The organism is Citrobacter sp. Awk 4 (assembly GCF_028069725.1).
Taxonomy (GTDB): domain Bacteria; phylum Pseudomonadota; class Gammaproteobacteria; order Enterobacterales; family Enterobacteriaceae; genus Citrobacter_D.
This window is the reverse complement of sequence record NZ_JANEWG010000033.1, coordinates 16,094-29,071: the sequence shown is the minus strand read 5'-3', so window position 1 is coordinate 29,071 and position 12,978 is coordinate 16,094. Positions and strand designations below refer to the sequence as shown.

General features: G+C 56.3%; 13 protein-coding genes. 5 read left to right on the top strand and 8 right to left on the bottom strand.

Annotated elements, in window-relative coordinates:
* The first annotated feature begins 14 nt into the window (after window positions 1-14).
* The 5 genes from NNO04_RS14850 to NNO04_RS14830 all read left to right on the top strand — a co-directional run bounded on the left by NNO04_RS14850 (window position 15) and on the right by NNO04_RS14830 (window position 5,408).
* Entirely contained in the window at window positions 15-266 is a 252-nt protein-coding gene (locus NNO04_RS14850; protein ID WP_193568730.1) for a flagellar biosynthetic protein FliQ, read from the top strand.
* 2 nt (window positions 267-268) lie between these two features.
* Window positions 269-1,048 carry a flagellar biosynthetic protein FliR gene (fliR, locus tag NNO04_RS14845; protein ID WP_271445328.1) on the top strand — a complete coding sequence of 260 codons (780 nt, stop codon included), beginning with the start codon at window positions 269-271 and terminating at the stop codon, window positions 1,046-1,048.
* The gene (gene flhB, locus NNO04_RS14840; RefSeq protein ID WP_271445327.1) at window positions 1,045-2,160 is read left to right on the top strand and encodes a flagellar biosynthesis protein FlhB; all 1,116 of its coding nucleotides are present in this window, start codon (window positions 1,045-1,047) and stop codon (window positions 2,158-2,160) included. The genes fliR and flhB overlap by 4 nt, the downstream gene beginning before the upstream one ends.
* A gap of 85 nt (window positions 2,161-2,245) precedes the next feature.
* The gene (locus NNO04_RS14835; RefSeq protein ID WP_442870740.1) at window positions 2,246-4,261 is read left to right on the top strand and encodes a flagellar biosynthesis protein FlhA; all 2,016 of its coding nucleotides are present in this window, start codon (window positions 2,246-2,248) and stop codon (window positions 4,259-4,261) included.
* Window positions 4,224-5,408 (top strand): transglycosylase SLT domain-containing protein, encoded by a 1,185-nt coding sequence (locus tag NNO04_RS14830; protein WP_271445325.1) that lies wholly within the window; start codon window positions 4,224-4,226, stop codon window positions 5,406-5,408. The genes NNO04_RS14835 and NNO04_RS14830 overlap by 38 nt, the downstream gene beginning before the upstream one ends.
* Window positions 5,409-5,419: 11 nt before the next feature.
* Here NNO04_RS14830 and fliO read toward each other — a convergent pair whose 3' ends face one another.
* The 8 genes from fliO to fliF all read right to left on the bottom strand — a co-directional run bounded on the left by fliO (window position 5,420) and on the right by fliF (window position 12,978).
* Window positions 5,420-5,800, bottom strand: a complete 381-nt coding sequence (gene fliO / locus NNO04_RS14825) for a flagellar biosynthetic protein FliO (protein WP_271445324.1) — start codon at window positions 5,798-5,800, stop codon at window positions 5,420-5,422.
* Between the two features lie 95 nt (window positions 5,801-5,895).
* Window positions 5,896-6,555 (bottom strand): hypothetical protein, encoded by a 660-nt coding sequence (locus NNO04_RS14820; RefSeq protein WP_271445323.1) that lies wholly within the window; start codon window positions 6,553-6,555, stop codon window positions 5,896-5,898.
* A complete protein-coding gene (parM, locus tag NNO04_RS14815; protein WP_271445322.1) occupies window positions 6,548-7,591 on the bottom strand; it encodes a plasmid segregation protein ParM domain-containing protein in 1,044 nt (347 codons plus the stop codon). The genes NNO04_RS14820 and parM overlap by 8 nt, the downstream gene beginning before the upstream one ends.
* Window positions 7,592-7,638: 47 nt before the next feature.
* Window positions 7,639-8,067: a flagellar FliJ family protein gene (locus NNO04_RS14810; RefSeq protein ID WP_271445321.1), complete on the bottom strand. Its 429-nt coding sequence runs from the start codon at window positions 8,065-8,067 to the stop codon at window positions 7,639-7,641.
* Window positions 8,064-9,395, bottom strand: coding sequence for a FliI/YscN family ATPase (locus NNO04_RS14805; protein WP_271445320.1), 1,332 nt, complete (start codon window positions 9,393-9,395; stop codon window positions 8,064-8,066). Before NNO04_RS14805 ends, NNO04_RS14810 begins: the two co-directional genes overlap by 4 nt.
* 4 nt (window positions 9,396-9,399) lie before the next feature.
* A complete protein-coding gene (locus NNO04_RS14800) occupies window positions 9,400-10,266 on the bottom strand; it encodes a FliH/SctL family protein (protein WP_271445319.1) in 867 nt (288 codons plus the stop codon).
* A gap of 3 nt (window positions 10,267-10,269) precedes the next feature.
* Complete coding sequence (locus NNO04_RS14795) at window positions 10,270-11,304, bottom strand: FliG C-terminal domain-containing protein (RefSeq protein WP_271445318.1); 1,035 nt, start codon at window positions 11,302-11,304, stop codon at window positions 10,270-10,272.
* A gap of 9 nt (window positions 11,305-11,313) precedes the next feature.
* Window positions 11,314-12,978 (bottom strand): flagellar basal-body MS-ring/collar protein FliF, encoded by a 1,665-nt coding sequence (gene fliF, locus NNO04_RS14790; RefSeq protein WP_271445317.1) that lies wholly within the window; start codon window positions 12,976-12,978, stop codon window positions 11,314-11,316.

Here is a 12,978-nt window from a genome sequence, read left to right as displayed (position 1 = left end):
CGCCCGATAACCTGATGGCGATGATGGTGGAAGCAACCTGGACTATCATCATGCTGGTCTGCATCATTGTTCTGCCGGGCATGCTGGTGGGGCTGTTGGTGAGCATTATTCAGGCGGTGACCCAAATCCAGGAACAGACCCTGAGTTTCCTGCCCCGCTTTGTTGTTACGATGCTGATGATCGTCTTCGCGGGACAGTGGATGGTCAGACAATTGCTGGAGCTCTTCTCCAGTATCAATCAGTACATTCTTTATTCCCTGCGCTGACCATGCTTGAGATATCTGCTGCGGAATTATTGCAGGCATGGGGGCGTGTCTGGTGGCCATTCTTACGGATAGGCAGTGCCTTTGCCGTCCTGCCGTTGCTGGGATACCCACTGATCCCCATACAGGTTCGCGTCTTACTGGCGTTTCTGATAGCCGTACTGGCGGCCCCCTTGTTGCCAGCCATGCCCGCAGTCGATCCTCTGTCGTTGAATGCCGTTTTGCTGAGCCTGGAGCAGATCTTTCTCGGGGCAATGATGGCGCTCTTTCCGGTGTGTCTGATTCAGGTGCTGGTCATGGCCGGCGAACTGCTTTCCATGCAGATGGGCCTGAGCATGGCGCGGATGAATGACCCCGTGAATGGCCTTGCCATACCAGTGCTGGGGAGTTTTTTCAGCAATATGGGGTTGCTGCTCTACGCCAGTATGAATGGCCATCTGGTGATGCTGGAGGTGCTGGTCGAGAGTTTCAGGGTCTGGACGGTCGGTTCGGGTCCGTTCAGTGTGGATTCTGCCAGCGTGATCCAGCTGTTTTCCTGGCTGCTGGCGGCTGCGTTGATGTTGTCGTTGCCCGCGATGGTGGCGATGTATCTGGTCAACTTCACCTTTGGGGTGCTCTCAAGGGTCGCGCCGTCCCTCAATATCTTTGTTCTGGGTTTTCCGATGGCCCTGTTATGCGGCTTATTTTGTATTTTGTTAATTATCAGTGGATTACCGGATCGATTTGCCGATCTGGCGCACAGCATATTCCTCAGCGTGCGTCACTATTACGGGGGTGAAGGATGAGTGCGGAAAAAACCGAAAAACCCTCGTCGCACCGGCTTGGCAAAGCCCGCGACAAGGGGCAAATCCCACGCTCCAAAGATTTGGGTATGGCGATCATCCTGATCGTCATCGCGTCTCTGGCGCTGCCGCTTTTTGCCCGGTTGGGTAACGCGTTGAGTCAGATCCTGACGTTTAATTTGTCTCTGACCCTTGAAGAGGTGAACGACCCCGCTCAGATGCTCAGCCACCTGGGTCAAAGTCTCATTGAAACACTGCTGGCGTTGTTACCCCTTGCGGGCCTCATTATTGCCGTCGGCATATTGGCTCACATCGTGATGGGCGGATGGAATTTTTCCCTGGAACCTCTGCTTCCCCAATTCTCCAGGATAAGTCCAATAAAGGGATTTAAACGGATCTTCGGTGTGCAGTCGTTGGCCGAATTTACCAAGTCGGTACTGAAGATAGTCGTGATTTCCGCCACCATTTTGCTGTACGTCAGGACCGAATCCGACACCATAACCGCCCTCTATTATATCGGGTTGAAGGATTCCGTCAGAATGGGAATGGAGATCCTGGTCGATGGCATCTTTTATATGGCGCTGGCGATGTTGGCGATCGGCGTACTGGATGCTCCCTACCAGCAGTGGAACCACCTGCGCGGCCTTCGGATGAGCAAACAGGAGCTGAAGGAGGAGCACAAAAATCTGCAGGGGAACCCGGAAATCAAAGGGCGTATCCGGCGGATCCAGATGTCGATGGCGATGCGTTCAATGCGTCGAACCCTACCGGATGCCGATCTGCTGCTGATTAACCCGACCCACTATGCGGTGGCTATTAAATACGATCCGGCGCGTTGTGATGCTCCCTTTGTGATTGCCAAAGGGGAAGACTATATGGCGCTACAGATGAGAGCGCTGGCTCAGTCATTGGGTGTGGAGGTCCTCGAGATACCGGCCCTGGCCCGTTCCGTGTATCACACAACCCGTGTGAATCAACAGATCCCCCCCGGCCTTTACGTCATCATGGCGCAATTGCTGCACCATGTATTGCGTCTGAAAGCCTTTCGTCAGGGCAAGGGCGACCAGCCAGCACCGCTCTCGTCAGTCGAGATCCCTGACTCATTAAGATATTGATGGTGACCCCGTGAAACGTTTGATCCCGCTTTTTTCCGGTACATCGCGCAGTTTTATTGCGATACCGCTGCTTATTCTGTCGCTGATGGCGATGATCGTGCTGCCATTGCCCGCGTTTTTGCTGGATGGTTTTTTCACCTTCAATATCGTGCTTTCCATCATCGTGTTGCTGGTCGCGCTGTCTGTCCGGCGACCGCTCGATTTCTCGATCTTTCCGACCGTACTGCTGATTGCCACGTTGCTGCGTCTGTGTCTGAACGTGGCATCAACCCGCGTGGTGTTGCAGTTTGGTCATGAGTCTCCCGATGCCGCCGGTAAAGTTGTTGAGTCTTTCGGTAAGGTGGTGATTGGCGGTAACTATGTGGTGGGGATGGTGGTGTTCTTCATCCTGATGATCATCAACTTTATTGTTATCACCAAGGGCAGCGAGCGAATCTCGGAAGTCGCCGCCCGATTTACCCTTGATGCTTTACCTGGTAAACAGATGGCCATCGATGCCGATCTGAATGCCGGGATGATTGATCAGCGCCAGGCCAAGGAGCGCCGGGACGAGATTGCCAGCGAAGCCGACTTCTATGGCTCAATGGACGGTGCGTCTAAGTTTGTCAAAGGGGATGCGATAGCCGGTCTTTTGATCCTGTTTATCAACCTCTTCGGTGGGGTTGCCATCGGGGTCTTTCAGCATGGACTCAGCTTCTCTGAGGCCATGGGCGTTTATAGCCTGCTCTCCATCGGTGATGGTCTGGTCGCGCAGATTCCTTCGCTGATGCTGGCGGTGTCTGCGGCTATCGTCGTCACCCGCGTCTCCGATTCTGACGAAGATATCACCGTCCAGTTCGGTGAGCAGTTGCTGGCTTCTCCGCCGGTGATCATGACTGCCGCCGCCGTGATGCTGGTGATGGGGCTGGTGCCGGGGATGCCGACGCTGGTCTTCTTGTTGTTTGCCGGTATCCTGGGCTATGCCGCCTGGCGAAGTCGAAAACAAAAAGCCGAAAAAGTCTCACCCGCCGACCAGGATCAGATGGAGCGCTTTACCCGCCCCATCGAGAATGAGCTGGGGTGGGGAGACATTCCTTATACCGATCTGCTCAGGCTGGAATTGGGTTATCAGCTGATCTACCTCGTCGACCGGGATAAAGGGGCTGAATTACTGCAACGCCTGCGCGGCGTACGTCAGACGCTTTCCGAGCAAGCCGGTTTTCTGCTGCCCGAAGTCCGGGTCAGGGACAACATGGGGCTCAAACCAAACCAGTACTCCATCTATCTCAATGGGGTCAAGGTCGCTGTGGCAGACGTCATGCTGGACAGACTACTGGCGATAAGCTCCGGTGAGTTGCTGGGGGAGATCCCAGGCTATCTGGCTAAGGAACCGGTTTATGGCATGGATGCGGTCTGGATCCAACCTGCCGACAAGGCCAGAGCGCTCAACTTAGGCTATTCCGTCGTCGATGTTGCCACCATCATTGGTACTCACATCAGTAAGGTCATTCGCAGCAATATCGGCGTCCTGTTGCAGCTCGACGATGTGCACCATCTCCAGCAGCGACTCAGCCAACTGGCCCCCAAACTGGCCGAGGATCTTAGTGCTAAATTGACGGCGAACCAGCAGTTGAAGGTCTATCGCAATTTATTAACCGATCAGGTTTCCCTGATGGACGTGCGGACGATCGCCCAGAGCATGGTGGATGGGGCCGAAATCACCAAAGATCCGATGTTACTTGCCGCCGAAGTCCGCTGCGCCCTGCGCCACACTATCCTGCACGGTTTGATCGGGACGACGACGACGGTGCAAGTCTTCACCCTTTCTGACGAACTGGAGAACATTCTGCTCAATGCCGCGACGCAGGCGCAGCGTAACGGTGGCGTACCGGCTGACAGCTTCCCCATTGAGCCGCAGTTGCTGGCGCAGTTGCAAAACCGTATGCCCAGCGTGAAGGAGCAGATGTCGTTACAGGGGTGGTCGCCGATCTTGCTGGTGTTACCACAATTACGCCCTCTGCTCGCCCGTTACGCCCGCACCTTTGCCAAAGGGCTGCACGTTCTGTCATTTAACGAGGTTCCCGATGAACTCCATATCGAAGTCAAAGGGATCCTGGGTTAAGGCGATACTGGCCTGGGGGCTGTTTTTCCTGTCAGCCCCGCTGATGGCGCAGGAAGTTCCCCCCCGACAGGGGGAGGGAACAGCCATGAACTGGCAGTCACGTCACCCGGATGTGGCGTTATATGAGAGTCTTTATCGCAAAGAAGCGGTCAGGATCCAGGGGCTGATGACGCGATCAGCCCCCTCCATTCGCTTTATCGTCACCCAACTCCAGCGGCGAAAACTGCCGCTGGAACTGCTGTTTGTGCCGCTTGTCGAGAGTGGCTACGACCCGTATGCCGAATCGCCTGCGGGGGCTGTCGGTCCCTGGCAATTGATGCCAAAAACGGCGAAACAGTATGGCGTGATCCGCCATGACTGGTTCGACGGGCGCAAGGATTTAATGTCCTCCACCCGCGGGGCGCTCAATTATCTGAGTTATCTGTATAACTTGTTCGGACGTGACTGGTTACTGGCACTGGCTGCCTACAATGCCGGGGAAGGGACGGTGCAGGATGCCATTGAGCAAAACAAAGGGAAGGGCAGACAGACCGATTTTTGGTCCTTGTCCTTGCCGGATGAAACCCGACAGTATGTGCCCCGGTTACTGGCGTTGGTACGCTTATACCGGAGCGGTCATCTGCAGTTGCCCGCGGTGCCCGAGGCCTCCCGCCTGGTCGCTCTGCATGTTGAAGATGGTATCAGTCTGGCGTGGCTTGCCAGAAAACTCGGGCGCAGTACGGAAGATCTGAGTTACTACAATGCGGGGCTGGAAAATGCGGTCGCCCCTAAGGGCAGCCGCATTGCCCTGTTGCTGCCTGCAGGATGGGGTAAACGGGCGCGCCAGGTACTGGGGACGCGCAGTGACGCACTCCCCCAGCCACAAGAGAAAGCGCCTCCCCGGATGGCGAAGCGGCGAGCGCTCCCCGACAAGGATCTGGAAACTCTGGGATGGGGCGTGGGGCTGTGGCAGAAAACGCCGGGAGCGGTGGATCTCTATTCAGCGCGTCAGGCAAACGACAACAAGAACGCTCAGGATAAGGCGGCGAAGAAAGAGACCCCGGCGCAGACGACCTCTCTGCCCTGGCGTTCCAGCATTGAACCCCTGAGCCAGTGGAATCGGGTGACGCCGGAGAACCCCGAAAAACCTGAGACCCTGTCGCCCTGAGTCATCGCGGACTATTTTTTCTCGCTGGCGGATGCGCCGAGGGTCTCAAAGACTTGCGCAAACTCCGCCGGGGAAGCTTGAGGGTTTTCCCGGGTCAGGTTGCTGATCAACGTGATCTGTTGTGGCGTGATCCCGAGCAGCAACCGTTGATCTTCCACCTGCACCAGCACCAGTTTCTCTTTCATACCTAACGACAGTACCGACTGGATCCGCATCTCTGCGCCGCTTCGCCAGTTCCCGCGAGCTCTTTTCCTTGCCAGCAGAAAGACCACGGCGCCGATCAGCAGAACGGCCAGGCAGGTGATGAACCAGGGTTTGAAGGCGGAAATATCCTGGTTCAGGGGCGCTGCCAGCGCGGGCAGTGGTAACAGCAACAGACAGAGTAGATACATGATGGAACTCCGCAACAAATGAGGGTGAGTAGGGCAAACATCGTGAATAACACAATGTTTGCCCTGAGCATGGGGTAAAGCGACATCGGCGGGGGTCAGAAGATGCCTTTCGCCCTGACTTTGCGCACTTTGGCTGCCGTTTCTGACAGATCATGTCGCTGGACCACCCCGGAAACCTGAGCAGGCAAGGGAGGATTCTGTGTCGGCTCGGACTGAACCTGCCCGCCAGCCTGCGTCAGTTTTTCAAGCAGCAGGGCCTGCTGTTGTAAAAGCTTGTTCTGTTTCTGTAACTGCTGCGCCAGCTTAGTGACCTGGGTTTGCAACGCCTCACGCTGTTCATGTTGACTCGTCGACGTATCCAGCGCGCTGAGCAAAGGGGAGAGTTTATCGGCAATCTGGGTGGCCAGCTCGTCCGGCGTGAACGGGCCGGACGGCTCCGTCGCTGGTGCCCTGAGACCCGCGATGAGCTGGTGCTCCTCCAGACTGTGCTGGAGGAACTCGCTGTTCAGGTTGTGGGATTGCAGATGTCGGGCGAGATATTTGACCAGATTGGGTTCCAGCAGGCACAGCAGCAACCCTGACAGATAGATATCTTTGTGCAACGGCAGCCTGAAGAAGTCAAAATTGTCCGTCTCTTTGTTCAGGATTTCAGCGCGCTGATACCAGCGCTGTAATGTCGCCAGCGCCAGATTATCACTCGTCTGCTGTGGATCCAGCGTGAGGGTGACCTGGACTTCCCTGACTGAATTAGTCATTGCTTGCCTCTGACTCGATCGGCGTTTCGCTGAACACTTTATCTTCATCGCTAATGTAGAGGCAGATTTCGCGTGAGAGCGCGAATTGGGACTCTTCGACCAGGATCACGCGTTTGCCCAGGGTGGGATAGCTGGCCTGAATGGTGGGGTAGATCAGGTTTGCGCCACCGCCGACCAGATAGACCCTGTTAGGGTTGCGGGCAAATTTTTTCGCCTCTTCGGCAACGAAGTGCCCCAACTCCTCAATTTTGCGCTCAAGTTTCTCCAGAATTCGCGGGATCTGCGACTCATCGTTAATGACTTCACGCACAAAAACATCATCGTGGCGGTGTTTGATCAGTTCGTTTGCCACCAGATAGCTGGAGTCGCTATCGGCGGCGGCCAGCGCGGTGCGGGCGGCATCCGTGATCAGAGAGACACCGAGCGCGCGGTTGCCGTAGACCTCGGAAACTTCGTCAAATTCGCCGACGATCAACCCCATATCCAGGGTCGTTCCGCCACAGTCGATGACCAGTGTTTTGGTGTACGGGTTAACCCCCGAATTGACCAGTCGGGTCAGGATAGCGGGTAGGCTCTCGGGCATCACATCCACGCTGACGATGTTGAACAACTCCCCTTTATTCAGAGTGATAGGGCGCATCAGGTTCTGCTTTTTGCGCTCAATGTTCGCTTCGTTGCGCTGACAGTCATCTTGCTGATAGTACTCGGTAATGGGCAGCGTCACGGTGATCGCCACATCGCAAGGCGGAAGACCGGTCTGTAGCAGGGCGTGATGCACCGCCAGCAGGTTCAGGTCGCCATACTGATAGTCGATGTGGGTGGTGGAGAGGGACTTCTCTGACGTCGGATCGTAAGTGTATTTGTTGATCCCGATTTCGTAGTTGTAGACCATCTTACCTTTGAGCAAGGCGGCGCTCTTCCAGTCTTTGCGAAAGGAGTTGGGCGAGATGATGCTTTTCAGGGTTTTGTTGGCTATCCAGCTGACCTTGACGTTAGTCGAACCGTCATCAATGGCGATCTTAAGTGGCTTACGCATAATGGTGTCTCAATAGGGTGCAAAAAGGGTTGTGATGGGGTTATGGCTTAGCGCTTATCCCGCGCAGCGAGCCGTACCTGGTTGAGCGCCAGCTCATCCAGGATCTTTTGTTCTTGCCTTTGCGTTTCAAAGGACTGGCGGATCCGCTGTCGTTCGAGAATGATCTCGCTGCTTTTTCTGGCGACGAAAGCATCCAGCACGACTTTCTTCTGTTGCGCGATGGAGAGCTTGAGCGCGACCTTTTCTTCGTGCTGCTTATCAATGAGGTCGCCCAACTGGCGGTGCATGATGTTGCGGTTATGCAGGGCAAAGGCCGAACCGTAGGTAGGCAGGCGCGACATTTCGCGGCGATACTGCCCGAGGATGTCCAGCGAATGCTGGAGTTCGACGCTGCGCGTCTCCAGCGTCGTCAACGCCTTGCTCTCATTGTCCAGTTTGTGGCTTTGCAGTCGGTGCAATGTACTCAAGGATTTCATCGTTTATCTTCCTCCATTAGCGCCTGTAGCAACGTCTGGGTTTGTTGCAGGTTTACCCCCTGTTGGGCAGGCTGCTGTAAATACTCCAGCATCTGCGGAAACAGGGTCACGGCGGTGTCCATTTCGTCGTCGTGACCGGCCTGATAACCGCCCAGTGGGATCAGCTCGCGCACCTGTTGATACAGGCTGTAATAGCGGCGAAACCGTTGGATCTGCTTGACCTGGGCGGGGGAGCAGATCAACGGTATAACGCGACTGGCCGACGCGGCGACATCGATGGCCGGATAAATTCCCTGTTCGGCGATGTCACGGCGCAGGACAATGTGACCATCGAGGATCGCCCGCGCCGCGTCCGCGATTGGATCGTTATGGTCATCCCCTTCGACCAACACCGTGTAGATGGCGCTGAGGCTGCCTTGCGGGTGATAGCCGTTGCCCGCCCGCTCCACCAGTTGCGGCAGTTGGGTGAAGACGGAAGGGGGATATCCTTTGGTGGCAGGCGGTTCACCCAGCGACAGGGCGATTTCGCGCTGGGCGATGGCATAACGGGTCAGGGAGTCCATCAACAGCAACACGTGCTTGCCCTGATCGCGAAAGCTTTCGGCAATCCGGTGACAGACCTGAGACGCCCGGAGTCTGAGCAGGGGAGAGACATCGGCGGGGGCGACCACGACAACCGCCTTGCGGCGTCCCTCTTCCCCCAGCGTATGTTGCAGGAATTCGGCAACTTCGCGTCCGCGCTCCCCAATCAGGCCGACCACCACCACGTCGGCATCGGTATAACGGGTCATCATACTGAGCAACACGCTCTTGCCCACGCCGCTGCCAGCAAACAGTCCGATGCGTTGGCCGCGACCCAGCGGCAATACGCCATTGATAGCCTTCACGCCGACATCCAGAGGGGTGGTGATGGGCTGGCGTGCGAGCGGATTCAGCGGCGGCTGATGCAAAGGGATGCGTTCACCCGTCAGAGGGCCAAGACCGTCCAGAGGGCGACCCAGACCATCCAGGATGCGACCGAGCAGCGCGGGCCCGACCACCAGTTCGCTGTCATCTTGTAGCGGCGAGACGCGGGCGCCGGGGAACAGACCGGTAACCTGTTCGACGGGCATCAGAAACGTGCGCTCCTGATTAAAACCCACCACTTCCGTCTCTATCCAGGTGCTATTCCCGGTTTCAACGAGCGCGCGTTGACCAATGGAAAGCGGGCACCCTGTCACCTCCAGCAGCAGGCCAGTGACGCGCACCAGCCGCCCGTAAATCTGGGCGGGAGGAACCCGATACTCTTCCTTTTCAAGTTGATTAAGCAACGTTTGCAGGGCGCGCATGGGCTCAGGCTTTTAAGTCTTCGTCGCTGAACTTGTCTGCGGGCAGCGAAAGGGAAGAGAAGGTCTCTTCCTGACTCCACGGCAAGTTATGCGGCGTGATCGTTGAGGATATCGTCGGGCTGTCCGCCGCGATGGCAGGAGCCTCCAACGCATGCAGTTCAGGGGTATCGGCCAGTTGACGACGCAACTGATCGACACACTGATCGATGCGGGAATCCAGTTGGCTTTCTGCTTCAGCGAGCCCCGTCTGAATATGGAAGCTGCCGGTGGAAAGCAGGGGATCGGGTTGCAGATCCCAGTGGTTTAGTGACTCCGGGGCAAATGCCTTGAGCTGCGCGTGGGTGCCTGGGGCCAGGCGGATAGAAACAGCGCCCTGCGGTTTCGGTAACATCGCCAGGGTCTCTTCGATAAGCCCAAGGATCTGCGTCGGATTGAGCGCGAGTTCGGCGCGCAGTACCTGTCGGCAGATCTGTGAAATCAGGCGGCAGAGCGTTTCCCTTTGTCCGGTCAGCGTCTCTTGCAGTGTGGCCTCAAGGGCATCATAGAGCTGGCCGACCTGATGAAACGCGTCATCCAGTTTAGGTTTGCTCTCTTCGTAAGCCTGCTGGCTCCCGGCTTCTCGCCCTTCCTGCATGCCCACCTGAAATCCACGCTCTTGTCCCAGAGGATGGCCTTGCTCCAGCCCCTGGCGCAGACCTTCAGCGAAACCGGCATCGCGACCCTCTTCCATCAGAGCCTGATATTTGACCGCGATCTGTTGTGGGGAGGCATAGGGTTGCTCCTCCGGCAGGGGCTCCTGCTGGGATAAGGGCGGAAAATGGTAGCGATGGACACTGCGTGGCGGTCCGTCTTTTTTGCTATGCCGTGGCATGGGTTACTCCAACACTTTCTCTTCAAAGAGGCGAAACTCGAAAGTCTCTCCTCCTTCTGCATTTTCATTCTCTGCGATGAGCTCACGCACTTTGGCCATGATCTCCGCTTCTGCGCCTCTGACCACACTGGCCGGGAGGCCGCCCATGACCTGCATCTGCTCCTGAATCGCATTGGCCTGGCGTTTCGGCAGGCAGCGCAATATGGCCTGGCGCAGGGATGGCGACGCCCCTTTGAACGCTCTGGCCCACACCTCTGGCTCCACTTCCTGGCAGAGTCTGACAATAGTGGCCTCTGACTGGCGCTCCAGAATGGAGAAGCGATACATGCTGTTCTCAATTTCTTCGGCCAGTCCCTGGTCATGCTCGCGCACGGTCTCAAGCAATTTGGCGCTGTTGCCTGGGTAACGGGAAATCAGGCCCGCCGCTTGTTCGACACCGCTCACCGACGTCTGAACGCCCTGCTGGACCATGGTCAGGCACTGCTGAATGATTTTCTCCAGCTCCGCAACCATGTTTTGGTTAATTTCCCGCAGGTTAGCCATGTTCAGAATCAACCGGTCATGCTGCGCCTGCGGCAGAAACTTCATGACCTCGGCAGAGACGTCCTGCGGTAACAACGCAAGGAACGTTGCCTGCAACGGCAGCATTTCATGTTGCAGGTTGGCGGCGATCAGGGTAGGGGAGATCCACTGCAACTGATGCATGGTTTCCCGAATTTGTTCTCCGTAAACGTCGTTGATCACCCCTTTCGCCAGTTCTGGCCCAAGGGCGACATCGAGCGTTTTCTCAAGAAAACCACGGGAGGCGCGAGAGATGCCGCTAAGTTCGCGATAGTCGATGAACATCCGCTGCAATGCCATGTCCAGATGCTGATTCTTGACATGTCCCACTTCCGCCATAGCCCGGACGATTTCCTGTACATGTTCCCGACTCAGGCTGCGCAGAATGTTGCCAGCCTGGTGCTCGCTCAGTGTTAACAGCAGTAGACCTGCCTGTTCGGCACTTTTGAGCGGTTGTTGCTCGTACTCTTCATTCATGGCTGGTAATCACCTGCTATTCATCCACTGTTCTAAGACTTCGGCGACGCGTTTGGGGTCATGGTCCGCCAGCAGTTGCAAGTGGGCCAATTTATCCCGCAAAGGCGAATTGGTGTCAGGAAGTTCATTTAAGCGAACTTTATCAAACGCCAGATTGCGGTTGTGCTTTCTGAAATATTCGCTCTCTTCGCTTTCTCTCTTGTCGGACGTTACCCGCGTGGCAGACTCGTTATCCGCGCCATTCGTCGGGGAGCGCTGGATCAGGTGCTGCATCAACTTGCGGATAACGAAGAAGATGAGACACAGACCGAGAATGGTAGCGACCAGATAACGGGCGTAGATCAGCAACACCGGCTCCTGCCACCATGCGCTATCCAGCGCAGGATTGATGCCATCTTCCGAGAAAGGGAACACATTCAGGCTGAGCTGATCGCCCCGCGCCTGATCGAAGCCCACCGCATCCAGCGCCATCTGACGGATATTGCTCAGTTGCTCAGCGCTCCAGCCTTTTTCCGGTGAAACGGTCTGATTCAGGACCACGGAGACACTGAGATTATTCAGACGACCCTGCTGGTATTTGGTGTGGGTGATCGTGCGTCCCACGTCATAGCGGCGCTGCTGCTCATCTTTCTCATTCACCAGACGCTCAGCTGTGGCGGGGGGCGTTTGCGCCTGATTGCCCGGTTGCTGTGGATCGGTGACCGGTGGTCGATTGCTCAGGGCGCCAGGGATACCGCTCAGTTGGCCTCCCTGTGAGGCGTCTTTCTGCAAACGCTCTTCGCGTACGACAGGACTCTTGTCGAGAGACTCACGGGTCTCTTCCACGCTGTCGAAAATCAGGTGTGCCGTGACCTGCACCTTGTAATTGTTGGCGCCGAGCACAGGTTGCAGCATTTCACTGACGCGACGTTCATAACTGCGCTCGACCTGCTTTTGATAGTCGAGCTGATTGCTGGTCAACCGGGTTCCGGAAAGTTCATCGTTGAGATCCTGTGTCAGCAGATGACCATACTGATCGACAACAGAGATGTTTTCGACGGTGAGATTGGAGACGCTGCCTTTAACCAGATTCACGATAGCGAGCACTTGCCCTGGCTCCATCCGGGAGTTTGCAGCGGAAAGCTCAAGCATAACGGAGGCGGAAGGTTGCTCCTCATTGCCACGCAGGAAGATCATTTTATCCGGGATAGCCAGATGGACCCTGGCATAATCAACGCCCTGCATGCTCATGATGGTACGCGCCAGCTCTCCCTCTAACCCACGACGGTAACGGGCATTTTCAACGAACTGACTGGTTCCAAGCGTTGACTCTTGCTCCAGTGACTCCAGCCCCACCGGCAGTTTGGCTTGCACCCCTTTTGCCGCCAGCAACATTCGCGCCTGTGACAGGTTATCTTCTTCAACCAGCACCTGTCCGGTTGTTTCTAACAGACGATAAGCAATGCGCTCCTGATCGAGAATGGCCATGATTTGAGCACTGTCGAAGCGCTCCTGCTGACCATAGAGGGGCCGATAATTCCCCTGGGAAGACCAGAGAAACAGTACGACGAGTACCGCTATCAGACAGGTCAACATGCCCAGTAGCATAAGCTGGGGAACTTTATTCCGTAAGGTGGTGATGGCGGGCAGCGGTTTGCTGATATTTTCCCAAATCGTTTTGAATTTTTGCCTCAT